The following is a 23,963-nucleotide window of genomic DNA, read 5'->3' as shown; positions in this document are numbered from 1 at the left end:
ACCGCGCTCGCTTTCGCTGTCTGCCGTGTCAGTGGATGCGCATTATAGGCAGCGAAACTTTTTGTGCAAGCGCTTTTTAAAAGAAAAAAGATCGCATGGCGATCTTTTCTACAACCGTGCTCTATTTACGCTCTATATGCTGTTTAATTCGGCTTTTTAGCGCCTTTATCGATAAAACTTTGGATTAGCGATACGGCTTTTGCGTCATCCCAATCGACAAAGGAGCGCACAAACGCGATCAATTGGCCATTTTGATCGAGAATAAAGGTTGCAGGAATGGTATCCAGTGGGAACACCTGCCCTAAGTTTTGCGTAGGATCGTAATAGGAATTAAAGTTTGCCATTCCTAATGATGTGAGAAAAGGCTGCACTTGTTGCTTACCACCAGCATCGATAGAGATAGGCAATAACGCAAACTGATCCGCTTTAAACTTTGTCGCCAAACGCTCAATTGCGGGCAACTCCCTTACGCAGGGAGGACACCAGGTCGCCCACATGTTGACCATCACGACTTTACCTTTGTATTGGCTAAAGTCGATAGGCTTTCCATTCGCATCACTAAAAGCAACAACTTCGATAGGATAAGTCTGTGGAAGAACGTTAATCAGATCGACTGTCGACTCAATCGGTTTATTTGCCTGCTGCATGCCGGGGTACGCATGGGCACCACCAGCAAAGGCAACAGACAAACTCGCTAGGATTGCAGCTAAAGCAAATGACTTCATTTATTATCACGCTTTAATAAAGCATCAAGCGCTTTTTGATCTTCGGCACTGATCTCAGGCTCGGTCGTGCCACCGATACGTTGTTTGCGGATAAAGATGAAACCAATGATAAGACCGAGCAATAACAAACCCACTGGACCTAACCAAAGAATATAGGTTTTAGTTTCCATTTTCGGTTTGTAGAGTACAAACTCACCATAACGGCTGGTCATAAACTCGATGATTTCATCGTCACCTTTGCCTTCATCGACCATTTTATACACTTCAAGGCGCAGATCTCGTGCAACGGGCGAGTTGGAATCGATCAAGTTTTGGTTCTGACATTGCGGGCAACGCAACTCATGCGCTAATGACAAACCTCGTTTTTGGTTTTCGGGTGATTTAAATTCGTAAGTATCTACAGGTGTGGCCATTGCGGTTGTCACCATACTCAGCATTAACACCAGGCCACCAATGATTTTTGTCAAAATTCTCACGCTGCACCATCCTTCGCCGCTTCAGCTTGGAGTTGTTGAATCATAGGATAGAGAGTTTCACTCCATACACGCTGGTCAATAGGCCCTGCGTAGCGATAACGAATAATGCCATTATGATCAACAATAAAGCTTTCCGGTGCACCGTAAACGCCAAGATCTAAGCCTAAGCGTCCATCCTTATCAAAAATATTGATATTGTAAGGATCACCCTGGCGTTTTAATTCTTCCAGCGCGGGGATACGTTCGTCACGGTAGTTAATCCCATAGATAGGCAGAATATTCTGACGTTTCAGCATGACTAAGAAAGGGTGTTCATACTTACAAGAGGGGCACCAAGTAGCCCAAACGTTAAGTAATGACACTTTTCCTTTCAGTTGCTCATTGGTAATCATCTCGTTTGGTGTTTCGAGACGTTCCAGTTGGAAAGCCGGAATAGGCTTTCCTTCCAGAGCTGAATCCAGTTTCTGCGGATTTAAAAACAATCCTTTGTATAAAAATACCCCCATGCCAAGAAAAATGACTAATGGGATAAACAGAACCAACTTCTTCATACATTCCCCAATTATTGAGCGGTAGCTAATTTCGCTTTTTCAGTTTGCGGCTTAACGGTAGCAGCCACTTTTGAGCGATAGCGTTTATCCGATGCGGCAAAGAAACCACCGACCATCATGAATATTGCTCCAAACCATAACCAACGAACAAAAGGCTTGTAGTTCAAACGCACAGCAAATTCAGTGCTGCTGATTGGATCGCCCATGGTGACATATAAGTCACGGAACAGACCCCAATCGATACCGGCTTCGGTCATGTCCATAGTACGCACATTGTATTGGCGACGATCAGGCTTGAGTAACGTCAGCAGCTTATCGCCTTTGTAGATCTCAATTTGACCTTGTTGTGCGGTGTAGTTAGGACCAACGACGTTCTTAGTCTCAAGATATTTAAAGGTATAACCCGCAAGCTCTTGGCTTATGCCAGGCCCCATACGCACACTTTTCTCAACCGAGTAGTTAGATACCATAGTGGCACCGATAACCGACACAGCAATACCTAAGTGAGCTAAGATCATCCCCAGCTCACTACGGCCCATACGTGCCACGCTTAATTCACCATCTTTAGGCTTCACGATATTGTAAGCGGCTCTTGCGGTTGCCAACACAATCCAAGCAGCGGCGGCGATACCCAAAGCAACCCACACGTTAAAAGCACCATCGACAATAAATGGCGTCACGATACCAATCGCGGCTGATACCAATGCAGGCACCAGCAATTGGCGTTTTAACTCACCCGCTTTTGATTTCTTCCAACGGATGATCGGACCCACGCCCATAAACGCAAACAGCACGAGCACGATCGGTACAAACACAGCATTAAAATATGGAGGTCCAACAGAGATCTTGCCCATACCTAAAGCATCGATCAGCAGTGGATATAACGTCCCTAACAGGACTGTACCAGCAGCGACAGTCAGCAACACGTTACAGACTAACAGCATGGTTTCTTTTGATTTCAATTCGAAGCGTGCTGGGCTGCTCATTTCACTTGCGCGGAAGGCAAACAAAGTGAGCGAACCACCGATAGCTAAGCCAAGTAATAACAGAATAAACATACCGCGGCTTGGATCGGCTGCGAATGAGTGAACCGATGTCAGTACGCCGGAACGCACGATAAAGGTACCCAGTAAACTTAACGAAAATGCAAAGATTGACAGCAATACTGTCCAGTTACGGAACGCACCACGTTTTTCGGTCACAATCAGCGAATGCACTAAAGCAGTACCCACTAACCAAGGCATAAAGGAGGCATTTTCTACTGGATCCCAGAACCACCAGCCACCCCAGCCTAATTCGTAGTATGCCCACCAAGAACCTAATGCAATACCGCCAGTGAGGAAAATCCAAGCAGCCAAGGTCCAAGGACGAGACCAACGAGCCCAAGCCGAGTCAAGATGGCCACTCATCAATGCAGCAATTGCAAACGCAAAGCTTACAGAGAAACCCACATAACCTAAATACAACATTGGCGGATGGAAGATTAAGCCTACATCCTGCAACATTGGGTTCAAGTCGCGACCTTCGGCTGGCATTGGAAATAAACGTTCAAATGGGCTAGAAGTGAGCAGCATAAATAAGCTAAAACCAATCACAATCAGCGCCAATACAGCCAGCACCCTTGCAGTAAACACTTCTTCCAAGCCTTTACTGAATAATGCGACAGAAGCGGCCCAAGTCGATAACGCAAACACCCAGAACAACAGAGACCCTTCATGACCGCCCCATACGGCCGCAATCTTAAAGAAAATAGGTAACTGAGAATTAGAGTGATGTGCCACGTAGGCCACGGAGAAATCATCAACAGCGAAGCTATAACCAAGCGATACTACGGATAAAGCAATAAAAAAGAACATTCCGTAGGCTAACGGCCAAGCATACCTCACTAGGTATTGGTCTTTACGGGCAACACCTATAAGGGGAACGCTGGTTAACAAGAAGGCGAATGCCACTCCTATAATCAGCGAAAAGTGTCCAAGTTCTGGGATCATGGGTTTTCCTCAGTCTCTAATAATATGTTGATTTAGAAAAATTCCAAACCAACGCACAACATGCTGTTCACACAAATGCACGAAATTTGGTTCATTTTAGTATTTGCTATTGTTCCTGTCTGCCTCTTTCATACAAAACTGGGTGACTTGTCTCATTCTCGATTTTTGCCCAAATGGAGCCACCGCAGGCCTACAGTTTTGCATGTGACAGATAAATGAGCCTTAAGTTTCATATAAAATTTACCAGATGGAACAATTTGTGAACCAGTGCCCAACTCTCAGCTTTCACAGTTGTGAAGGTCTTATATTACTGTTCAATGAATAATCTTTACGTATAATCTTGCTTCCAAGCCAGCGGTAACAACCGCTTTTATGCAAACTAAAGTGAATATAGAAACAATGACGACATTTTGGATTTTTATTGCGCTTGTTGTGTTGGTCAGCTTAACACTGATCTGGATCCCACACTTCAGACAGCAAAAGTTATTGCGTACTGAGGAAGCTGGTGTTCGCAAACAAACGAACCTCGAATTGTTCAATGAACGTCTTTCCACCCTTGAGAAAGAACTTAATGAAGAACTGCTCGACCAAGCAGAATTTGATGCGCTTAAGAAAGAACTCGAAATCAGTTTACTCCAAGACATCAAACAAGCGAGCGATGATTCCCTTGTCAATCAAATCAAACCTAAAAGTATCCTTTGGCCATCAGTCATGTCGGTATGCTTGATTGCGATCTCAGGTTACCTATATCAGCAATTAGGGGCCTTTGAAAATATTGGCAATACCCAAGCGGCTAACCCACATGCTGGTATGGATACTGCGCAAATCATGGGGCAGCGCGTACAAATGATGGAAGCCCAAGTGCAAGCCGAGCCAGAAAATAGTCAGGCTTGGTTTAGTCTAGGTCATGCATATATTTCGGCTAACCAATTTGATAAAGCAGTCGCGGCCTTCGACAAAGTGATGGATTTAGTGGGCAAACATGCCGAGTTAATCGGACCAAAGGCCACGGCGTTGTACTACAAAGCCGGTCAGCAAATGACACCAGAAATTCAAGCCTTAATAGACGAATCGCTAGCATTAGATCCACAGGATCCATCAACACTGTTGTTAGTTGGTATGGATGCTTTCTTTACTGCTAAGTACCAAAAAGCCATTGATTCATGGCAGACTATTCTTAATAGTGACCGCACAGATGTGGATCGCGCCGCACTGATGAATGCCATCGAAACAGCTAACTTACGTATGCAAGCCGAAACGACAGGTATGCCTAACGATGATGTACACAAGCAGGCAAAAGTCACAAGCAAATCAGTAAGTATTGAAATTTCAATTTCACCTGAACTTGCAGCGAAAGCGAGCCCAGAAGACACTATCTTTGTCTTTGCACGTGCAACTGAAGGTCCTAAAGTACCGCTAGCAGCAACCAAAGTTAGTGCAAAATCATTGCCTGTTACAGTGACACTAGACGACAGCACTGGTATGGGTGGCGATGTAAAATTAAGCCAAACTGCTAGCGTTGAAGTTATTGCCGTCTTATCCAAGCATGGCAATATCAAACCTCAGACGGGTGATATTCAAGGAAAAATCAGCAAAGTTAATGTGGGTGAAACGGCAAACTTAGTACTGGATACCCAAGTGCAATAAGTTATCAGCACCTAGCACTAAGTTTCAGCTTAGCGCAGACATAAAAAAACCGGCTAATGCCGGTTTTTTTAACACTGCAAAAAAAATTACTTAGCTTTAGACATAAACTCGATAGCTGCTTTGTAATCATCATCAGTACAATCAGTACACATACCACCTGGTGGCATTGCGTTTAAACCTGTTTTTACACTTTTAACTAGATTATCAACACCTTTAGCTAAACGTGGTTCCCACTCCGCTGCATTGTGCGCTTTTGGAGCACCAGCAACACCCATGCTATGGCACACGGTACATGCCTTGTTGAAAATAGCTTCAGCATCTTGAGCTGAAACGTTGACTGACATAGTCAAAGCAGCGACTGCAGTCATTGCTAACAGTTTTTTCATGTTCAATGTTCCTAATGCAAATACGTACAAAGCTCGCGCTGCCCTTTGAGGCAGACTCATTATAGCGGACTAAGATTACTACAAACTTCAATAAATCTCATCTTTTTGTGATTAGAATCTCAGCACAAATGATATAAGGCGACAAGCGTGACAAATTCGTTAATATATTAGCAACTATTAAAAAAGTTCGATTTGTACGAGAAATATTGCGGTTATTGGAACCACATCAAATTGCTGACATCTAGTCCCAAGCAAGTGTAAACCCGCAATATCGTTTGTGTTAGAATCACTTGTGTTTCCTTCCGGCTTGAGATAGAGGGTTCAGTGACAAATATAACTTCAGTAAACACACTGTTATCAGCGAGCAAGCTGACATGCATCCGTGAAGAACGCATTCTATTTGATGAATTAAGTTTTGAAATTAATGCTGGCGATATCGTCCAGATTGAAGGCCCTAATGGTGCCGGCAAAACCAGTTTATTACGCATATTAGCAGGTCTATCTCGTCCCTATGCGGGGCAAACCTTCTATATAAATGAAGATATCAACCGCTGTCGTGACGAATATAACCAAGATCTACTGTATTTAGGCCATCTTGCGGGAGTGAAATCCGAATTAACCGCTGAGGAAAACCTTAACTTCAATTTAAGAATCAGTGGCTATGATGATTTTGATACGTCTGCCATATTAGCTAAAGTAAATCTATCAGGTTTTGAGGAAGCGCTTGCTGGGCATTTGTCCGCGGGCCAACATCGCCGAACAGCATTGGCAAGGCTTTGGCACAATGATTGTAAGGTGTGGATCCTAGATGAACCTTTTACCGCAATCGATAAAAAAGGCGTCGAAGAGCTTGAACAGTTATTTATTCAACATGCGGATAATGGTGGCTGTGTGATCCTGACCACTCACCAAGATATGGGCATTATCAAAGATGATAGGCTTCGTAAAATTCGTCTAGATTATCGCTTCGTATAAGGTTTGGCATAATGAAAAGAGGCATCAGCTTTACTCAAGCGTTTTTAACGTTACTTCAGCGGGATCTAAAGATTGCCATTCGACACCGTGGTGATATTTTTAATCCCCTATTATTCTTCATTATGGTTGTAACCCTATTTCCACTCGGCATTGGCCCAGAACCACAAATGCTAGCCCGTATTGCCCCAGGGATTATTTGGGTTGCGGCATTGTTAGCATCCATGTTGTCGCTGGAGCGTCTATTTAAAGCTGACTTTAGTGACGGCAGCTTAGAACAGATGCTACTTAGCCCACAACCTTTGTCTGTTTTAGTCTTAGCCAAAGTGTTAGCCCACTGGATACTTACGGGTGTTCCATTGATTATTATTGCCCCACTGCTGGCCGTGCTACTGAACTTAGATGCTAATAGTTATGGTGCATTGATTGCCACACTGGCTTTAGGCACCCCAGTGTTGTCACTCTTAGGTGCTATTGGCGTGGCATTAACCGTTGGTCTACGTAAAGGCGGCGTACTATTAAGCCTTTTGATTCTGCCACTTTATATTCCAGTGCTCATTTTCGCGACCAGCGCCATTGATGCGGCAGGAATGAATTTACCCTATGACGGTCAGCTCGCTATAATTGGCGCCATGTTGATCGGTTCGTTAACCTTAGCACCTTTTGCAATCGGTGCATCTCTGCGAGTGAGTACTAACTAAAATGTGGAAATGGTTACACCCTTACGCGGATCCTGAACGCGCATATAAGTTATCAGGAACATTATTTCCATGGTTTGCCACCTTAGCCTGCCTTTTCCTTACAGTTGGCACCGTATGGGGTTTATTGTTTGCCCCGACAGATTACCAGCAAGGAGATAGCTACCGTATTATCTTTATCCATGTACCAGCTGCATCAATGTCAATGGCGGCCTACATGGGTATGGCGACAGCAGCATTTATTGGTCTTGTCTGGCAGGTCAAATTAGCAGACTGGGCAGCTGCGTCTATTGCTCCTATAGGAGCTGTCATCACCTTTATAGCACTCTTTACTGGTGCCGCTTGGGGCAAACCTATGTGGGGCACTTGGTGGGTATGGGATGCGCGTCTGACCTCTGAATTAGTACTACTATTCCTCTACTTAGGTGTGATTTCCCTCTACGCTTCCTTTGAGGATAAAGTACTCGCTGCACGTGCAGCAGGGATCTTGGCAATCGTAGGGGTAATTAATATCCCCATTATTAAATATTCAGTTGAATGGTGGAGCTCATTGCATCAACCATCAACCATCAAAATTACCTCTAAATCGACCATGTCGAGTGACATGTTATACCCACTTTTAATCAATATTTTAGGTTTCGGGCTTATGATAGGCGCTATCACTATTGTGAGATTTAGAGCAGAAATCTTAGCAAGAAACGGCATGCGCCCTTGGGTACGTGAACTTGCTAAAGCTGAGGAGGTCAAATAATGCAATTCGATTCTATCAGTGATTTTTTCAACATGGGTGGCTATGCCTTTTATGTATGGCTTGCCTATGGTGTGACCTTCTTCTGTGTATCGACGCTGATCATCACTAGCGCACGCCAAAAGCGTAAGGTTTTGATTGAAATAGCGAAAAAGATGAACCGCGAAGAGCGCCTCAAAGAAACTAGGAGTAACAAATCGTGAACCCAAGACGCAAAAAGAGACTGACGTTAGCTATAGCACTAATCGGTGGCGTAGCCGCGATTGCTTCACTGCTGCTGTATGCGTTGAACTCCAACTTAAACTTATTCTATACACCGTCAGAAATCGTAAACGGTAAAACCGATACAGGCGTTAAACCCGAAGCGGGCCAACGTATTCGTGTAGGTGGCATGGTAACGGTAGGCTCTATGGTACGTGATCCAAACAGCCTACATGTGCAATTTGCAGTACACGATTCCTTAGGTGGCGAAATTCTAGTGACCTATGACGATCTATTACCGGATCTATTCCGCGAAGGACAAGGCATCGTCGCCCAAGGTGTATTAGGGGAAGATGGTAAGTTGGCCGCAACTGAAGTCTTAGCAAAACATGATGAAAACTACATGCCTCCAGAAGTTGCAGAAGCAATGGGGCAAAAACATGAGAAGCTAGATTACAGCCAGCAGAAAGCGACAGCACAATAACGTAAGCACATCGCCGAAAGAATATTTAAAGCCTCAGTATGAGGCTTTTTTATTGCCCGTCGGATACTCGAGGTTGGACTATACTCAAAGCTATATTCCACTAGGTATCTCTCCATGAATTTAATTAAGTTATTAATTAAAAGATGGCGACAGATTTTTACCTTAATGCTGGCATGTTTCATACCAATGGCATATGCGGCCAAGGTGGTTGTCATCGAGAGCTACCACCAAGGTTACACGTGGGATAAGCAGTATTATCAAGCCATACTCGATACATTAACACCTCTCAATGAGGTAAATCACTTTGAAATGGACACTAAACGGCTACCTAAAAATCTTCATGCAAAACGGGCAGAACTGGCATGGCAATTTATTCAACAACAAAAACCACAGTTAGTGATCCTAGCAGATGATAATGCCGTTAATTATCTACACCAACGGTTAAACTCAAGTCAAATTCCAGTGGTATACCTTGGCATTAATATGAACCCAAGAGAATATCACTTAAATGAATATAAGCGTTTTACGGGTGTGCTTGAAAGACCTCTACTCAGACGCTCTCTACTATTACTGCAACGAATATTACCAATATCAAAGCACCGAAAAATCTTAGTTCTCTTCGATCAAAGTGATACGTCTAGACTTGCAGCGGAATATATCAGTAAGCAACAACTGAGCATGTTGAGCGATGTGGAAGTTGAAATATTACAACTAAATAAACTTGGTGAATGGCAAGAGCAAGTCATTGCAGCTAAAGACAATGGCTTTAGTGCGATAGTCGTTGCACTTTATCATGCAGTGAGGGATGACAAAGATCAGTCGGTTGATGCTGAAGAATTATTAAGATGGGTTTCAGCTAACACACCAGTACCCAATTTTGGTTTTTGGGGATTTAGCGTGTACAACAACGGCAATATCGGCGGCTATGTTCTCGATGGTTACCAGCACGGCAAGATCGCAGCCAAAATGGCCTCAAGGATCCTCGCAGGTGAGAAACCGGAAAACATATTCCCAGTAACAGATGACCTAGGACAATTTATGTTTAGCCGTAAAGGGTTAAGTAAATGGCACTTAACATTGCCTAAAGAAATCGAGAAACAAACGACTTGGGTCGAGTAAGTTAAAACGAGCTGAAATAAAAAGCCGGGCTTAGAGCCCGGCTTTTAAATTTGTAACCTTAATTACTCAGCAGCTTCAACATCAACAGCTTGAGCAGCTTCTGGACGACCTACTAGCTCGATGTAAGCCATTGGGGCTTTATCACCAGCACGTAAACCGCACTTAAGGATACGGGTGTAGCCACCAGGACGTTCCTGGTAACGTGGACCCAATTCAGTGAATAACTTACCTACGACTTCAGCGTCGCGAGTACGTGCAAACGCTAAACGACGGTTTGCAACGCTGTCACTCTTAGCAAGTGTTATCAGAGGCTCAACTACGCGACGCAGTTCTTTCGCTTTAGCTACGGTTGTCTTGATGATCTCATGACGAACCAGTGAGCTTGCCATGTTACGGAACATAGCTTGGCGGTGGCTGCTGTTGCGGTTAAGTTGACGACCACTCTTACGATGGCGCATGACCTAATCCTTATAACCTAAATCTGTACAAACCTGAGACTTATAGGTCGTCTGCTAAACTAGCTGGAGGCCAGTTTTCCAGACGCATACCTAACGACAGTCCGCGAGAAGCTAAAACGTCCTTAATTTCAGTAAGAGATTTCTTACCTAAGTTAGGGGTTTTCAGCAGCTCAACTTCAGTACGCTGTACCAGATCTCCGATGTAATGAATCGCTTCGGCTTTCAAACAGTTAGCCGAACGTACAGTTAGCTCTAAATCGTCGACAGGACGCAACAGAATCGGATCGAACTCCGGCTTCTCTTCCTTCATTTCTGGCTCAGTCACGTCACGCAGCTCAACAAACGCATCCAGCTGTTCAGCTAAGATGGTTGCAGAACGACGGATAGCTTCCTCAGGATCAATAGTACCATTAGTGGTCATATCGATAACGAGTTTATCCAAGTCAGTACGCTGTTCAACACGAGCTGCTTCTACATTGTAGGCAATACGTGCGACTGGCGAGAAAGAAGCATCAACCAGCAAGCGGCCGATTGGGCGATCATCGTCTTCTGTCTGTGCACGAGCAGATGCTGGCACATAACCACGACCACGCTCAACGCGAATACGCATGCTGATATCATTGTTACCTGTCAAATGACAGATAACATGATCAGGATTCACGATAGTGACATCACCATCATGCGTGATATCTGCTGCGATGACAGGGCCTGCGCCGGACTTGCTTAATGTAAGCATAGCCTCGTCTTTACCCTCGATAGTCACTGCTAATCCTTTCAGATTAAGCAAGATTTCAAGGATATCTTCTTGTACGCCTTCCTTACTGCTGTATTCGTGCAGTACGCCGTCAATCTCGACTTCGGTAACCGCGCAGCCGGGCATAGACGACAATAGGATGCGACGCAACGCGTTACCTAAAGTGTGGCCGAAACCACGCTCAAGCGGTTCCAAAGTAACCTTGGCACGTGTTGAGTTAACCTGCTCGATATCAACGAGACGCGGTTTAAGAAATTCTGTAACAGAACCCTGCATTGTGTCCTCTCTTGTTTGTTAGCCTTACTTAGAGTAAAGCTCGACGATCAGCTGTTCGTTAATTTCCGCAGACAAATCGCTACGTTCTGGAATACGCTTGAAAGCACCTTCCATTTTCGCGCTGTCGACTTCAACCCATGTAGGCTTCTCGCGTTGACCAGCCACTTCTAAAGCCGCTTTGATACGAGCTTGAGTGCGTGACTTTTCACGGATGCTTACAACATCATTCGCAGACACTTTGAATGACGGAATGTTAACAACACGACCGTTAACCATAACAGATTTATGGCTTACTAGCTGACGTGATTCTGCACGAGTCGCACCGAAACCCATACGATAAACAACGTTATCTAAACGAGTTTCTAAAAGTTGCAACAGGTTTTCACCAGTGTTGCCTTTCAGACGTGCAGCCTCTTTATAGTAGTTACGGAATTGCTTTTCTAACACACCGTAAATACGACGAACTTTTTGTTTTTCGCGTAACTGTAAACCGTACTCTGACAGACGTGGCTTACGAGCGCCATGCTGTCCTGGTGCAGATTCCAGTTTACACTTAGAATCGATTGCTCTCACACCGCTTTTTAAGAAAAGGTCAGTACCTTCTCGGCGGCTGAGCTTGAGCTTGGGACCCAAGTATCTTGCCATGATCTTTCTCCAACTATCCTAATGAAACGCGTTATACACGACGCTTTTTAGGAGGACGACAACCATTATGAGGGATCGGCGTCACATCGGTAATGTTGGTAATTTTGTAACCAACAGCGTTCAGCGCACGAATGGCTGATTCACGACCTGGACCTGGACCCTTCACAAACACTTCAAGGTTTTTTAAACCGTAGTCTTGAGCAGCAGCGCCTGCACGCTCAGCAGCTACCTGTGCAGCAAATGGCGTAGATTTACGTGAACCACGGAAACCTGAACCACCTGAAGTAGCCCATGACAACGCATTACCTTGACGATCTGTAATGGTGACAATTGTGTTGTTGAAAGAAGCATGGATATGAGCCATGCCATCTGCAACCTGTTTACGTACGCGCTTACGCGGAGAACGTGACGGAACTTTAGCCATTGTCTACCTTCCCGTTACTTCTTGATTGGTTTACGTGGACCTTTACGCGTACGCGCATTGGTCTTAGTACGTTGCCCACGAAGAGGCAGGCTACGACGATGGCGGAGACCACGATAACAACCAAGATCCATAAGACGCTTGATGTTCATAGAAATCTCACGACGTAAGTCACCTTCTACTAAGTATTTGGCAACTTCTTCGCGTAGGGTGTCGATTTGAGCTTCGCTCAATTCCTTGATCTTAGCAGTTTCAGCAATTGACGTAGCTGCGCAGATTGCTCTAGCGCGAGTACGGCCGATGCCGAAAATTGCAGTCAATGCGATGACTGTATGCTTTTGATCAGGAATGTTAATGCCAGCGATACGGGCCACTATGCACTCCTTAAGTTAAAGGCCAACTGCGAAAAGCCCGAAAGGATACTCGACAGTTGACAGATTTGCAAACAATATTTGTTCAGCCCAACAGTGGGCTGAACAATTTCACTTTTAGCCTTGACGCTGTTTGTGTTTTGGTTCAACACAGATAACGCGCACAACGCCACTACGCTTGACGATCTTGCAGTTACGGCAGATCTTCTTCACGGAAGCTCGAACTTTCATTTCATCACTCCGTAAAGCTTACTTAGCGACCAAAACGATCTAAATTCGCTTTGTTAACTAGGTTAGCTTTCTTCATCACAGACTCATACTGATGTGACATCATATGGGTCTGAACCTGAGCCATGAAGTCCATGATTACGACTACCATAATTAGTAGTGAAGTACCGCCAAAATAGAACTGTACTTTCCACGCAATTAGCATGAACTCCGGAATTAAACAGATAAAGGTAATGTATAACGCGCCAGCTAATGTTAGGCGAGTCATTACTTTATCAATGTAACGCGAAGTCTGTTCTCCAGGACGGATCCCAGGGATGAATGCACCACTCTTCTTCAGGTTGTCTGCTGTTTCACGTGGATTAAATACCAACGCTGTATAGAAGAAACAGAAGAAGATAATCGCTGCTGCATACAATAATGAGTAAAGCGGTTGTCCAGGTGACACGGCTAATGAAAAATCACTTAACCATGACATAGACTCATTTTGACCAAACCACTGAGCCAGTGTGCCTGGGAACAAAATGATGCTTGACGCAAAAATTGGAGGAATTACACCCGCCATGTTTATTTTCAGTGGCAAGTGAGTAGATTGCGCAGCGAATACCTTACGGCCTTGCTGACGCTTAGCATAGTTAACGACGATACGACGTTGACCACGCTCTACAAACACCACGAAATAAGTCACAGCAAAAATAATTACCGCGAGCAACAACAACACTAACACATTCAGGTCACCTTGACGCGCCTGCTCAGCCGTTTGGCCGATAGCGGAAGGTAATCCAGCAACAATACCTGCGAAAATTAAAATCGAGATACCGTTACCTATACCTCGTTCGGTAATTTGCTCACCTAGCCACATCAGGAACATAGTCCCTGTTACTAAGCTCACAACCGCTACAAAGTAGAAACCGAATCCAATATTGACCACTAGGCCTGGGACTAAGTTTGGTAACCCTGTTGCAATACCGATCGACTGGAATGTACCCAGCACCAACGTACCCCATCGTGTGTACTGACTGATTTTTTTACGTCCAGACTCGCCTTCTTTTTTCAATTCAGCGAGTGCAGGATGCACAACAGTCAATAACTGCATGATAATCGATGCCGAAATGTACGGCATGATGCCCAATGCAAAGATAGAAGCACGGGAAAGAGCACCACCCGAGAACATGTTAAACATGCCTAGGATGGTCCCTTTTTGCTGAGCAAACAGCTCTGCTAATACAGCTGCGTCAATACCAGGAATTGGTACAAACGAACCGGCCCTAAAGACGATAATCGCACCAATCACGAACAGGAGGCGAGCCTTCAACTCTGAAAGTCCACCTTTCGCGCTTTTTAAATCAAGTCCTGGTTTTGCCATCGACGTATTATTCCTCGATCTTACCGCCAGCAGCTTCAATTGCTGCACGTGCACCTTTGGTTACCTTCAGACCTTTTACAGTCACTGGGCGCTCAATGGTACCTGAAAGAACGATTTTCGCAAACTGGATGTTGCGAGTAATAACGTTCGCATCTTTCAGAGCGTTTAAGTCGATAACATCACCGTTAACTTTAGCCAGTTCGAGTACACGAACTTCAGCTGTTACCATAGCGCGACGCGAGGTAAAACCAAATTTAGGTAAACGGATCTTAAGTGGCATTTGACCACCCTCGAAGCCTGGGCGTACACCGCCACCGCTACGAGATTTTTGGCCTTTGTGACCACGACCTGCAGTTTTACCTAAACCTGAGCCCATACCACGGCCTACACGCTTTGGTGCATGCTTAGCGCCTGCAGCTGGAGATAGAGTATTTAAACGCATCTATTAATCCTCCACCTTAACCATGTAGTAGACCTTGTTGATCATACCGCGAACTGAAGGAGTATCTTCTAATTCAACAGTGTGACCAATGCGACGCAAACCAAGACCCGTTAGGGTTGCACGGTGCTTCGGTAAACGACCGATACCGCTTTTAGTTTGAGTAACTTTTACAGTTTTAGTTGCCATGGTGCATTACCCCCGAATTTCGTCAACATTCAGGCCACGCTTAGCTGCGATTTGCGATGGTGACTTCATGTGCACCAGAGCATCTACAGTCGCGCGAACGATGTTGATCGGGTTAGTAGAACCGTATGCTTTAGACAGAACGTTATGAACGCCTGCAACTTCCAATACGGCACGCATTGCGCCACCGGCGATAATACCGGTACCCTGTGATGCTGGTTGCATGTATACACGTGAACCAGTATGACGACCTTTAACTGGGTGATGCAGAGTACCTGCATTCAACTCAACGGTCACCATGTTACGACGGGCTTTTTCCATAGCTTTTTGAATTGCTGCTGGAACTTCGCGCGCTTTACCATAGCCATAGCCGACCTTACCATTACCATCACCCACTACTGTCAGTGCTGTGAAGCTAAAGATACGACCGCCCTTAACTACTTTAGAAACACGATTAACTGCAATTAATTTCTCTTGCAGATCGTCTTTTTGCTGAGCTTCTAATTTAGCCATTTTTATAACCCCTTAGAACTGGAGGCCAGCTTCACGAGCAGCATCTGCTAGAGCAGCTACACGACCGTGATACTTGAAACCAGAACGATCGAACGCAACTGTCGTTACGCCTTTTTCGATCGCGCGCTCAGCAATAAATTTACCTACTGCTTTAGCCGCGTCTACGTTACCGGTACTCTTCAGTTGCTCTTTAACCGCTTTTTCCACGGTTGAAGCAGCTGCCACCACCTGAGCTTCAGGATTGATCACCTGAGCATAAATGTGACGCGGTGTACGATGTACAACCAGACGGTTCACGCCCAGCTCTTGGATCTTCTTACGAGCGCGAATAGCGCGACGTAAGCGAGATGTTTTCTTATCCATATCGCGTTACCTACTTCTTCTTAGCCTCTTTACGGCGTACTTCTTCGTCGTCATAGCGAACACCCTTGCCTTTGTATGGCTCTGGTGGACGATATCCGCGAATCTCAGCAGCGACTTGGCCAATTAACTGTTTATCAACGCCACGTAGGACGATGTCAGTTTGGCTAGGGCACTCTGCAGTAACGCCTGCGGGCAGTTTGTGTACTAACGGATGAGAGAAACCTAAAGTAAGGTCAATGTCTGCACCGACGAGTTTCGCACGGTAACCAACGCCAACTAACTTTAATTTACGCTCAAAACCTTGAGATACACCAACAACCATGTTGTTTACTAATGCACGTGTTGTACCAGCCTGTGCCCAAGCGCCAACTGCGCCCTCAACAGGAAGGAATTTAATCACGCCACCTTCAATAACAACATTGACCGCATTGTTGATCACTCGAGTCAGACTTCCTTTCGCGCCTTTGACGGTCAGGGTCTGTTCGTTTAAGGTCACCTCTACGCCAGCTGGAATAGATACTGGTGCTTTTGCTACACGAGACATTCCTAGCTCCTTATGCTACGTAGCAGATAACCTCGCCACCCATGCCTGCAAGGCGGGCGGCACGATCAGTCATCAGGCCTTTAGAAGTGGACACAATTGCGACACCCAGTCCGCCCATCACTTTAGGAAGTTCGTTTTTACCTTTGTAAATACGAAGACCTGGACGGCTTACACGCTGGATAGTCTCAACGACTGGTTGGCCTTGGAAGTACTTTAAGGTAATTTCCAATTCAGGCTTGGCTTCATCTGCTACGGCGTAATCCGCGATGTAACCTTCTTCTTTAAGCAGTTTCGCAATAGCGACTTTCAGCTTAGCAGAAGGCATCTTCACAGATACTTTGTTAGCAGCTTGGCCGTTACGAATACGGGTTAACATATCCGCAATAGGATCTTGCATGCTCATATTAGCTTACTCCGTGACAAGTGCTTACCAGCTAGCCTTACGCAGGCCAGGAACTTCACCACGCATGGTTGCTTCACGTAATTTGATACGGCTTAAACCGAACTTACGTAGGAAACCATGTGGGCGACCAGTTTGATTACAACGATTGCGTTGACGCGATGCGCTGGAATCACGTGGTAGAGCTTGCAGCTTTAATACTGCATCCCAACGTTCTTCATCAGAAGAAGCTGGACTTGCAATAATCACTTTCAGAGCAGCACGCTTTTCAGCGAACTTAGCTACGAGCTGTGCACGCTTTGCTTCACGTGCTTTCATTGATGTTTTTGCCATTACGCTACCCTTATTTCTTGAATGGGAAGTTAAAAGCGTCTAACAAAGCACGACCTTCTTCATCAGTCTTCGCAGAGGTAGTGATAACAATATCCATACCGCGAATTTTATCGATTTTATCGTAATCGATCTCTGGGAAAATGATCTGCTCACGCACGCCCATCGCGTAGTTACCACGGCCATCGAACGCTTTAGCGCTCAGACCACGGAAGTCACGGATACGTGGGATTGCGATGTCAACTAAACGCTCTAAGAATTCCCACATACGCTCACCGCGCAGGGTCACTTTACAGCCAATAGGGTAGCCTTCACGGATTTTAAAACCAGCAACTGATTTACGAGCAACAGTTACTACTGGTTTTTGACCAGCAATTGCAGTCATGTCACGGACAGCATGTTCCATAACTTTTTTGTCTGCAACGGCTTCGCCAACACCCATGTTCAGGGTGATTTTCTCAATCCGAGGGACTTGCATGACACTGGTATAACCGAACTTTTGAGTCAGTTCAGCGACAACAGTCTCTTGATATTTATCATGCAGTTTCGCCATCGTTTACTCCAGTTACTTAACGAGTTCACTGTTCGATTTAAAGAAACGAACTTTTTTGCCGTCTTCAAATCGGAAACCAACACGATCCGCCTTGCCAGTGACAGGGTTAAAGATCGCAACATTTGATGCTTGAATCGGTGCTTCTTTCTCAACAATACCACCGGCTACACCCAGTTGTGGGTTTGGCTTTTGGTGTTTTTTGACAAGATTGATGCCTTCAACAATTAACTTACCAGTAGGTAATACTTGAGCAACTTTAGCACGCTTGCCCTTGTCTTTACCTGCTAATACGATTACTTCGTCTTGACGACGGATTTTAGCTGCCATTTTGAAGCTCCTTACAGTACTTCTGGTGCCAGCGAGACAATTTTCATAAATTGCTCATTACGCAATTCACGTGTCACTGGTCCAAAGATACGAGTACCAATCGGCTGCAGGTTGTTGTTCAAAAGAACAGCTGCATTCCGATCGAAGCGAATGACAGAACCGTCTGGACGACGTACGCCTTTCTTAGTACGGACTACCACCGCGTTATACACATCACCTTTCTTCGCTTTAGCGCGAGGAATTGCTTCTTTAACAGAAACTTTGATAATGTCGCCGATACCGGCATAACGACGATGAGAGCCACCCAAGACCTTAATACACTGAACTCTGCGTGCGCCGCTGTTACATGCGACGTCAAGAGTCGATTGCATTTGGATCATTTTAAGTGCTCCGCTATCGTTACTACACAATTCCCACTATGGGACTATAAACACCATTTTTGCTTTGAATTTAGTCAAAAATGGGGCGCAAATATAACACCATAAATATGGAATGTATAGTATTAAAAAACAAACGGCCCCAAATACTGGAGCCGTTTACCTAAATGCCTAATATTATTAGGCCTTTGATACTACTTCAACCAGGGTCCAAGACTTAGTCTTAGACAAAGGACGACATTCGCGAATCGCGACTACGTCACCTTCATTGCACTGATTAGCTTCGTCATGTGCATGGATCTTAGTCGTACGCTTAATGTATTTCCCATAGATTGGGTGTTTCACTTGGCGTTCGATAGCGACAGTAATGGTTTTATCCATTTTGTTGCTAGTGACACGACCTTGCAAAGTACGGATTTTATCAGACATTATGCACCCGCCTTAGAAGTAATAATGGTCTTAACGCGCGCAATATTACGGCGCACCAATTTCAGTTGATGAGTCTGAGTCAACTGACCAGTGGCGTGTTGCATACGCAGGTTGAACTGCTCACGCAGCAGACCAAGTAGTTCAGCGTTCAGTTCTTCAACGCTCTTTTCTCTTAGTTCGCTCGCTTTCATTACATCACCGTCTTAGTTACGAAGGTAGTCTTGATTGGAAGCTTGGCAGCAGCTAAAGCAAACGCTTCACGAGCGATCACTTCAGAAACACCATTCATCTCATAAAGAACCTTACCAGGTTGAATCTGACATACCCAGTATTCAACGTTACCTTTACCTTTACCCATACGCACTTCAAGAGGCTTAGAGGTAATAGGTTTGTCCGGGAAAACTCGAATCCAAATTTGTCCCTGACGCTTAATGTGACGTGTCATGGCACGACGTGCAGACTCGATCTGACGAGCAGTTAAACGACCACGGCCGACTGCTTTCAGACCAAAAGTACCAAAGCTAACTTCGGTACCGTTCGCTAGACCGCGGTTGCGGCCTTTGAACATCTTGCGAAACTTCATACGTTTAGGTTGCAGCATTGCCGGCTCTCCTATTTACCACGAGGCTTGCGCTTAGGTTGCTGCTGTTTCGGCTCTTCAATCTGTGGCAGCATTCCGTCCAGAACTTCACCTTTGAAGATCCAAACTTTAATACCAATCACACCATATTGAGTGTGACTTTCAGAGGTTGAATAGTCGATATCAGCACGCAGTGTGTGCAAAGGTACACGACCTTCGCGATACCACTCAGAGCGCGCAATCTCAGCACCGCCTAAACGGCCACTAACTTCAACTTTGATACCTTGAGCACCAATACGCATTGCGTTTTGTACCGCACGCTTCATCGCGCGACGGAACATTACACGACGCTCTAATTGCTGTGCAATTGAGTCAGCAACTAACTTGGCATCTAGCTCAGGTTTACGGATCTCAGCGATGTTAATTTGAGCAGGAGTGCCAGCCAGTTTTGAAACGGCAGCACGCAATACTTCAACGTCTTCACCTTTCTTACCAATCACAACACCTGGACGGGCAGTGTGAATAGTAACGCGGATGCTTTTCGCTGGGCGTTCAATAACAATCTTAGATACTGACGCAGCTTGCAGTTTGTCTGCAAGATACTTACGCACTTCCCAGTCGCTGTTCAGGTTATTTGCATAATCTGACTTATCTGCGTACCAGGTAGAGATCCAAGGCTTGGTGATACCCAGACGGATACCATTAGGATGTACTTTCTGTCCCATTGCTCTCTCCTAGCGATCTGATACAACCACAGTGATGTGGCTGGTACGCTTCATGATACGATCAGCGCGGCCTTTAGCACGTGGCATGATACGCTTCATAGTTGGACCCTCGTCAACGAAGACGGCGCCTACTTTTAGCTCATCAATATCCGCGCCTTCGTTGTGTTCGGCGTTTGCGATAGCTGAGTCAAGTACTTTTTTAACCAGTACGGCGGCTTTCTTTGGGCTGAAAGTCAAAATTTCGAGGGCCTTAGCAACAGGCAAACCGCGAATTTGATCAGCAACGAGACGAGCCTTCTGCGCAGACGTACGGGCAAAACGATGTTTAGCTAAAACTTCCATCTTATTCCTCCCGTATTAACGCTTCTTCGCTTTCTTATCAGCAGCATGGCCGCGATAAGTGCGAGTTGGTGAGAATTCACCAAGTTTGTGGCCGATCATTTCGTCAGTTACGAACACAGGAACGTGCTGACGACCATTATGGACAGCGATGGTCAAACCAATCATATTTGGAATGATCATAGAGCGACGTGACCAAGTCTTAATAGGCTTCTTGTCACCTGCTTCCATCGCTTTCTCTACCTTCTTCAGCAAGTGCAGGTCAATGAAGGGACCTTTCTTGAGAGAACGTGGCATGGCGAATCCTCTTACTATTTATTACGACGACGTACGATGTACTTGTCAGTGCGCTTGTTACTACGAGTCTTATAACCCTTAGTTGGCACACCCCATGGAGTCACTGGGTGACGACCACCAGAAGTACGGCCTTCACCACCACCGTGTGGATGGTCTACCGGGTTCATTGCAACACCGCGAACTGTTGGGCGAACGCCTCTCCAGCGCTTAGCACCTGCTTTACCTAACTGGCGTAGCATGTGTTCGGCATTACCAACTTCACCAAATGTTGCGCGGCAATCAACTGGCACTTTGCGCATTTCGCCAGAGCGAAGACGTAAAGTGGCATATGCGCCATCACGAGCAACAACTTGTACATAAGCACCCGCTGAACGCGCGATCTGAGCACCTTTACCAGGCTTCATTTCTACAGCGTGCACAACAGAACCTACTGGAATGTTGCGCAGTGGCATTGCGTTACCGGTTTTGATTTCGGCTTCAACACCAGACTGGATTTTGTCGCCAGCTTGCATGCCTTTGGCAGCAAGGATGTAACGACGCTCACCATCCGCATACAGTACTAGAGCGATGTGCGCAGTACGGTTTGGATCGTATTCCAGACGCTCAATTTTTGCAGGGATACCATCTTTATCGCGTTTAAAGTCGATTAAACGGTAGTGCTGCTTGTGACCGCCACCAACGTGACGAACAGTGATACGGCCAGTATTGTTACGGCCACCACTTTTAGATTTTTTCGCCAACAGGCCAGCAAAAGGTTTACCCTTGTGCAGGTCAGAGTTCACCACTTTAACAACGTGGCGACGACCTGGAGAGGTTGGCTTACACTTAATAACTGCCATGATAATTCTCCTTTGCTTACTCAGCGCCGCCGACGAAATCGATATCAGCACCAGCAGCTAAAGTCACGTAGGCTTTTTTCCAATCGCTACGACGGCCAGTACGGCCACCAGTACGTTTAGTTTTGCCTTTGCTCACTAAAGTGCGAACTGATTCGACTTCAACTTCAAATAGCTTAGCAACAGCAGCTTTAATTTCAGCTTTAGTTGCATCGATAGCTACGCGGAAAACAACAGTGTTGTGCTTCTCAGCATTCACAGTGCTCTTTTCAGAGATGTGAGGTGCCAGAATTACTTTTAGCAAACGTTCTTCGCGGATCATCATGCTAGCATCTCCTCGATTTGCTTAACTGCATCAGCAGTCACAAGCACTGTGTTGAACGCGATCAGACTTACTGGGTCTAGACCTGCAACGTCACGAACGTCAACCTTGTACAGGTTGCGAGCTGCTAAGAATAAATTCTCGTCAACTTCTGAAGTCACAATTAACACGTCTTCTAAGTTCATTGCTTTCAGTTTAGCTTTCAGCTCTTTAGTTTTAGGAGCTTCAACGCTGAATGATTCAACAACAACCAGACGGTCTTGACGTACCAGTTCAGACAGAATGCTTTTCAGCGCGCCGCGGTACATCTTCTTGTTAACTTTTTGGCTGTGATCTTGAGTTTTAGCAGCGAAAGTTACGCCACCGCCACGCCAGATTGGGCCCTTAACACCACCCGCACGAGCGCGGCCAGTGCCTTTTTGGCGCCATGGCTTTTTGCCAGAGCCAGTTACTTCCGCACGAGTCTTTTGAGCACGAGTGCCCTGACGCGCGTTTGCAGCGTATGCTACAACTACCTGATGAACCAGTGCCTCGTTAAAGTCACGGCCGAAGGTAGTTTCGGAAACTTCAAGAGCGCTTTGCGCGTCTTTCAATACCAATTCCATTACTATCTCCTCAGACCTTAAGCTTTAACTGCAGGCTTGATGATCAGGTCGCCATTAGTTGCGCCCGGAACAGCACCTTTAACCAGTAGCAGGTTACGTTCAACATCTACACGTACAACGTCTAGATTTTGAGTAGTAACACGCTCGGCACCCATATGGCCTGACATTTTCTTGCCTTTAAATACGCGACCAGGCGTTTGGTTCTGACCGATAGAACCGTTCGAACGGTGCGACAAAGAGTTACCGTGCGTCATATCTTGAGTACGGAAGTTCCAACGCTTAACGCCGCCTTGGAAGCCTTTACCTTTTGATTGACCAGTAACGTCAACTTTCGCTACATCAGCGAAGATACCTACGTTTAGCTCAGCACCAACTTCAATGCCTTCGCCTTCACCGTCTGCCAGACGCAGTTCCCACAGTCCACGACCGGCTTCTACGCCGCTCTTAGCAAAGTGACCTGCTTCTGGTTTAGTGATGCGATTGGCTTTTTTGGTACCAGTAGTAACTTGAAGTGCGCGGTAGCCGTCAGTTTCTAAAGTTTTCACTTGAGTAACACGGTTGCCAGCAACTTCAATTACTGTAACAGGTATAGAAACACCATCTTCAGTGAAGATGCGAGTCATACCAACTTTACGACCAATAAGACCGATAGCCATCTCTCAAACCTCTTCTAAGGATCTCAATTAACCCAAGCTAATCTGTACGTCGACACCAGCCGCAAGATCTAAACGCATTAGAGCGTCTACAGTCTTTTCAGTTGGCTCTACGATGTCAACCAGGCGCTTGTGAGTACGTAATTCGTACTGGTCACGAGCATCTTTATTAACGTGCGGAGAGATCAAAACGGTATAACGCTCTTTGCGCGTAGGTAGTGGAATAGGACCACGTACTTGGGCGCCAGTACGCTTAGCAGTTTCAACGATTTCCGCTGTAGACTGATCAATTAAGCGATGATCAAACCCTTTTAAGCGGATACGGATTCTTTGGTTCTGCATTGACCAGAGCTCCTAAAATGGACACATAAAAAATCACCCTCTAGCTTCTTCCTTACTGGAAAAGCAGAGCGAGATGATTTAACCGTTCGACTCCCAATCGGAGCCGCTATGATAATGATAAGTTCAAATACTTGTCATTTAATTCGTTAACCTAGGTTAACGAGGGGGCCATTATACTCATCTGAAATCAGATTTCAAGCCCGCTGTGTAAATAGTCATCAAAAACTATTCAACGTCAGAGTGGCGAGCATTTTACACAAATTTCAGAATAACACCAGCCCAAAAT

At 45.6% G+C, this 23,963-nt stretch carries 40 protein-coding genes; 7 read left to right on the top strand and 33 right to left on the bottom strand.

From position 1 onward, the window contains the following. Positions 1 to 143: 143 nt before the first annotated feature. Genes L976_RS03305 through L976_RS03290 form a run of 4 tightly spaced genes read right to left on the bottom strand, consistent with a single transcriptional unit; the run spans position 144 to position 3,743 of the window. The gene (locus tag L976_RS03305; protein ID WP_047534145.1) at positions 144 to 725 is read right to left on the bottom strand and encodes a TlpA disulfide reductase family protein; all 582 of its coding nucleotides are present in this window, start codon (positions 723 to 725) and stop codon (positions 144 to 146) included. After that, positions 722 to 1,201, bottom strand: a complete 480-nt coding sequence (gene nrfF / locus L976_RS03300; RefSeq protein WP_047534142.1) for a heme lyase NrfEFG subunit NrfF — start codon at positions 1,199 to 1,201, stop codon at positions 722 to 724. Before nrfF ends, L976_RS03305 begins: the two co-directional genes overlap by 4 nt. After that, a complete protein-coding gene (locus L976_RS03295) occupies positions 1,198 to 1,752 on the bottom strand; it encodes a DsbE family thiol:disulfide interchange protein (protein WP_037422791.1) in 555 nt (184 codons plus the stop codon). The genes nrfF and L976_RS03295 overlap by 4 nt, the downstream gene beginning before the upstream one ends. A gap of 11 nt (positions 1,753 to 1,763) precedes the next feature. Further along, positions 1,764 to 3,743 (bottom strand): heme lyase CcmF/NrfE family subunit, encoded by a 1,980-nt coding sequence (locus L976_RS03290; RefSeq protein ID WP_047534139.1) that lies wholly within the window; start codon positions 3,741 to 3,743, stop codon positions 1,764 to 1,766. Positions 3,744 to 4,142: 399 nt separating this feature from the next. On the opposite strand from L976_RS03290, the gene ccmI reads away from it, so the two are divergent. Next, positions 4,143 to 5,390, top strand: a complete 1,248-nt coding sequence (ccmI, locus tag L976_RS03285) for a c-type cytochrome biogenesis protein CcmI (RefSeq protein WP_047534136.1) — start codon at positions 4,143 to 4,145, stop codon at positions 5,388 to 5,390. An 86-nt stretch (positions 5,391 to 5,476) separates the two neighbouring features. Here the strand turns inward: ccmI and scyA are convergent, their stop codons facing one another. Continuing rightward, complete coding sequence (gene scyA, locus L976_RS03280) at positions 5,477 to 5,776, bottom strand: monoheme cytochrome c5 ScyA (RefSeq protein WP_037422782.1); 300 nt, start codon at positions 5,774 to 5,776, stop codon at positions 5,477 to 5,479. 324 nt (positions 5,777 to 6,100) lie between these two features. Between scyA and ccmA the strand changes: the two genes are divergently transcribed. From ccmA to L976_RS03250, 6 genes are all read left to right on the top strand, one after another. Next, entirely contained in the window at positions 6,101 to 6,751 is a 651-nt protein-coding gene (gene ccmA, locus L976_RS03275) for a cytochrome c biogenesis heme-transporting ATPase CcmA (protein WP_047534134.1), read from the top strand. 11 nt (positions 6,752 to 6,762) lie between these two features. After that, entirely contained in the window at positions 6,763 to 7,449 is a 687-nt protein-coding gene (gene ccmB / locus L976_RS03270) for a heme exporter protein CcmB (RefSeq protein WP_037422777.1), read from the top strand. Between the two features lies 1 nt (position 7,450). After that, positions 7,451 to 8,197, top strand: coding sequence for a heme ABC transporter permease (locus L976_RS03265; RefSeq protein WP_037422774.1), 747 nt, complete (start codon positions 7,451 to 7,453; stop codon positions 8,195 to 8,197). Continuing rightward, complete coding sequence (gene ccmD / locus L976_RS03260) at positions 8,197 to 8,397, top strand: heme exporter protein CcmD (protein WP_037422771.1); 201 nt, start codon at positions 8,197 to 8,199, stop codon at positions 8,395 to 8,397. Before L976_RS03265 ends, ccmD begins: the two co-directional genes overlap by 1 nt. Continuing rightward, positions 8,394 to 8,879 (top strand): cytochrome c maturation protein CcmE, encoded by a 486-nt coding sequence (gene ccmE, locus L976_RS03255; RefSeq protein WP_037422767.1) that lies wholly within the window; start codon positions 8,394 to 8,396, stop codon positions 8,877 to 8,879. Before ccmD ends, ccmE begins: the two co-directional genes overlap by 4 nt. 114 nt (positions 8,880 to 8,993) lie before the next feature. Then, a complete protein-coding gene (locus tag L976_RS03250; protein ID WP_052183959.1) occupies positions 8,994 to 9,998 on the top strand; it encodes an ABC transporter substrate-binding protein in 1,005 nt (334 codons plus the stop codon). Positions 9,999 to 10,060: 62 nt separating this feature from the next. On the opposite strand, the gene rplQ is transcribed toward L976_RS03250, so the two are convergent. From rplQ to rpsJ, 28 genes are all read right to left on the bottom strand, one after another. Continuing rightward, entirely contained in the window at positions 10,061 to 10,456 is a 396-nt protein-coding gene (rplQ, locus tag L976_RS03245; protein WP_007644470.1) for a 50S ribosomal protein L17, read from the bottom strand. A 40-nt stretch (positions 10,457 to 10,496) separates the two neighbouring features. After that, a complete protein-coding gene (locus L976_RS03240) occupies positions 10,497 to 11,486 on the bottom strand; it encodes a DNA-directed RNA polymerase subunit alpha (RefSeq protein WP_011070632.1) in 990 nt (329 codons plus the stop codon). A gap of 24 nt (positions 11,487 to 11,510) precedes the next feature. Beyond that, complete coding sequence (gene rpsD / locus L976_RS03235; protein WP_037421477.1) at positions 11,511 to 12,131, bottom strand: 30S ribosomal protein S4; 621 nt, start codon at positions 12,129 to 12,131, stop codon at positions 11,511 to 11,513. Between the two features lie 31 nt (positions 12,132 to 12,162). Then, the gene (rpsK, locus tag L976_RS03230; protein ID WP_006083577.1) at positions 12,163 to 12,555 is read right to left on the bottom strand and encodes a 30S ribosomal protein S11; all 393 of its coding nucleotides are present in this window, start codon (positions 12,553 to 12,555) and stop codon (positions 12,163 to 12,165) included. A gap of 14 nt (positions 12,556 to 12,569) precedes the next feature. Next, entirely contained in the window at positions 12,570 to 12,926 is a 357-nt protein-coding gene (rpsM, locus tag L976_RS03225) for a 30S ribosomal protein S13 (protein WP_011070630.1), read from the bottom strand. A 114-nt stretch (positions 12,927 to 13,040) separates the two neighbouring features. Beyond that, a complete protein-coding gene (gene rpmJ, locus L976_RS22210) occupies positions 13,041 to 13,154 on the bottom strand; it encodes a 50S ribosomal protein L36 (protein ID WP_006083579.1) in 114 nt (37 codons plus the stop codon). A gap of 22 nt (positions 13,155 to 13,176) precedes the next feature. Next, positions 13,177 to 14,517, bottom strand: coding sequence for a preprotein translocase subunit SecY (gene secY, locus L976_RS03220; protein ID WP_011621032.1), 1,341 nt, complete (start codon positions 14,515 to 14,517; stop codon positions 13,177 to 13,179). Positions 14,518 to 14,524: 7 nt separating this feature from the next. Beyond that, positions 14,525 to 14,959 (bottom strand): 50S ribosomal protein L15, encoded by a 435-nt coding sequence (rplO, locus tag L976_RS03215; RefSeq protein ID WP_011070628.1) that lies wholly within the window; start codon positions 14,957 to 14,959, stop codon positions 14,525 to 14,527. Between the two features lie 3 nt (positions 14,960 to 14,962). Then, positions 14,963 to 15,145: a 50S ribosomal protein L30 gene (rpmD, locus tag L976_RS03210; protein ID WP_006083582.1), complete on the bottom strand. Its 183-nt coding sequence runs from the start codon at positions 15,143 to 15,145 to the stop codon at positions 14,963 to 14,965. Positions 15,146 to 15,151: 6 nt separating this feature from the next. Then, on the bottom strand, positions 15,152 to 15,655 hold the full coding sequence (rpsE, locus tag L976_RS03205; RefSeq protein WP_007644438.1) for a 30S ribosomal protein S5: 504 nt from the start codon (positions 15,653 to 15,655) through the stop codon (positions 15,152 to 15,154). A 12-nt stretch (positions 15,656 to 15,667) separates the two neighbouring features. Further along, positions 15,668 to 16,018: a 50S ribosomal protein L18 gene (gene rplR, locus L976_RS03200; RefSeq protein WP_011715467.1), complete on the bottom strand. Its 351-nt coding sequence runs from the start codon at positions 16,016 to 16,018 to the stop codon at positions 15,668 to 15,670. A 10-nt stretch (positions 16,019 to 16,028) separates the two neighbouring features. Beyond that, the gene (gene rplF / locus L976_RS03195; RefSeq protein ID WP_037421473.1) at positions 16,029 to 16,562 is read right to left on the bottom strand and encodes a 50S ribosomal protein L6; all 534 of its coding nucleotides are present in this window, start codon (positions 16,560 to 16,562) and stop codon (positions 16,029 to 16,031) included. Positions 16,563 to 16,572: 10 nt separating this feature from the next. Beyond that, a complete protein-coding gene (gene rpsH, locus L976_RS03190) occupies positions 16,573 to 16,965 on the bottom strand; it encodes a 30S ribosomal protein S8 (protein ID WP_007644434.1) in 393 nt (130 codons plus the stop codon). A 24-nt stretch (positions 16,966 to 16,989) separates the two neighbouring features. Beyond that, on the bottom strand, positions 16,990 to 17,295 hold the full coding sequence (gene rpsN / locus L976_RS03185) for a 30S ribosomal protein S14 (protein WP_047534104.1): 306 nt from the start codon (positions 17,293 to 17,295) through the stop codon (positions 16,990 to 16,992). Positions 17,296 to 17,305: 10 nt separating this feature from the next. Then, positions 17,306 to 17,845 (bottom strand): 50S ribosomal protein L5, encoded by a 540-nt coding sequence (gene rplE / locus L976_RS03180; protein WP_011070624.1) that lies wholly within the window; start codon positions 17,843 to 17,845, stop codon positions 17,306 to 17,308. Between the two features lie 12 nt (positions 17,846 to 17,857). Next, complete coding sequence (gene rplX / locus L976_RS03175; RefSeq protein ID WP_011070623.1) at positions 17,858 to 18,172, bottom strand: 50S ribosomal protein L24; 315 nt, start codon at positions 18,170 to 18,172, stop codon at positions 17,858 to 17,860. An 11-nt stretch (positions 18,173 to 18,183) separates the two neighbouring features. Further along, a complete protein-coding gene (rplN, locus tag L976_RS03170; RefSeq protein WP_006083590.1) occupies positions 18,184 to 18,552 on the bottom strand; it encodes a 50S ribosomal protein L14 in 369 nt (122 codons plus the stop codon). Positions 18,553 to 18,729: 177 nt separating this feature from the next. Next, positions 18,730 to 18,978, bottom strand: coding sequence for a 30S ribosomal protein S17 (rpsQ, locus tag L976_RS03165; protein ID WP_011070622.1), 249 nt, complete (start codon positions 18,976 to 18,978; stop codon positions 18,730 to 18,732). After that, entirely contained in the window at positions 18,978 to 19,169 is a 192-nt protein-coding gene (gene rpmC, locus L976_RS03160) for a 50S ribosomal protein L29 (RefSeq protein WP_007644429.1), read from the bottom strand. The genes rpsQ and rpmC overlap by 1 nt, the downstream gene beginning before the upstream one ends. Beyond that, positions 19,169 to 19,579 (bottom strand): 50S ribosomal protein L16, encoded by a 411-nt coding sequence (gene rplP, locus L976_RS03155; protein ID WP_006083593.1) that lies wholly within the window; start codon positions 19,577 to 19,579, stop codon positions 19,169 to 19,171. The genes rpmC and rplP overlap by 1 nt, the downstream gene beginning before the upstream one ends. Positions 19,580 to 19,590: 11 nt before the next feature. Beyond that, on the bottom strand, positions 19,591 to 20,283 hold the full coding sequence (rpsC, locus tag L976_RS03150) for a 30S ribosomal protein S3 (protein WP_011070621.1): 693 nt from the start codon (positions 20,281 to 20,283) through the stop codon (positions 19,591 to 19,593). A gap of 9 nt (positions 20,284 to 20,292) precedes the next feature. Further along, entirely contained in the window at positions 20,293 to 20,625 is a 333-nt protein-coding gene (gene rplV / locus L976_RS03145; protein WP_006083595.1) for a 50S ribosomal protein L22, read from the bottom strand. A gap of 15 nt (positions 20,626 to 20,640) precedes the next feature. Continuing rightward, positions 20,641 to 20,919 carry a 30S ribosomal protein S19 gene (gene rpsS / locus L976_RS03140; RefSeq protein WP_006083596.1) on the bottom strand — a complete coding sequence of 93 codons (279 nt, stop codon included), beginning with the start codon at positions 20,917 to 20,919 and terminating at the stop codon, positions 20,641 to 20,643. 14 nt (positions 20,920 to 20,933) lie between these two features. Next, a complete protein-coding gene (gene rplB / locus L976_RS03135) occupies positions 20,934 to 21,758 on the bottom strand; it encodes a 50S ribosomal protein L2 (RefSeq protein ID WP_011621028.1) in 825 nt (274 codons plus the stop codon). Between the two features lie 16 nt (positions 21,759 to 21,774). Next, positions 21,775 to 22,077 (bottom strand): 50S ribosomal protein L23, encoded by a 303-nt coding sequence (gene rplW, locus L976_RS03130; RefSeq protein WP_037421480.1) that lies wholly within the window; start codon positions 22,075 to 22,077, stop codon positions 21,775 to 21,777. Continuing rightward, on the bottom strand, positions 22,077 to 22,682 hold the full coding sequence (gene rplD / locus L976_RS03125) for a 50S ribosomal protein L4 (RefSeq protein ID WP_011070618.1): 606 nt from the start codon (positions 22,680 to 22,682) through the stop codon (positions 22,077 to 22,079). Before rplD ends, rplW begins: the two co-directional genes overlap by 1 nt. Positions 22,683 to 22,699: 17 nt before the next feature. Continuing rightward, positions 22,700 to 23,338: a 50S ribosomal protein L3 gene (rplC, locus tag L976_RS03120; protein WP_011070617.1), complete on the bottom strand. Its 639-nt coding sequence runs from the start codon at positions 23,336 to 23,338 to the stop codon at positions 22,700 to 22,702. Positions 23,339 to 23,365: 27 nt separating this feature from the next. Continuing rightward, positions 23,366 to 23,677: a 30S ribosomal protein S10 gene (gene rpsJ / locus L976_RS03115; RefSeq protein WP_011070616.1), complete on the bottom strand. Its 312-nt coding sequence runs from the start codon at positions 23,675 to 23,677 to the stop codon at positions 23,366 to 23,368. Positions 23,678 to 23,963 lie beyond the last annotated feature (286 nt).

The organism is Shewanella sp. ZOR0012 (assembly GCF_000798835.1).
GTDB classification, from domain to species: Bacteria; Pseudomonadota; Gammaproteobacteria; order Enterobacterales; family Shewanellaceae; genus Shewanella; species Shewanella xiamenensis.
Note: the sequence above shows the minus strand (reverse complement) of the source record. Positions and strands in the feature narration are given on the sequence as shown.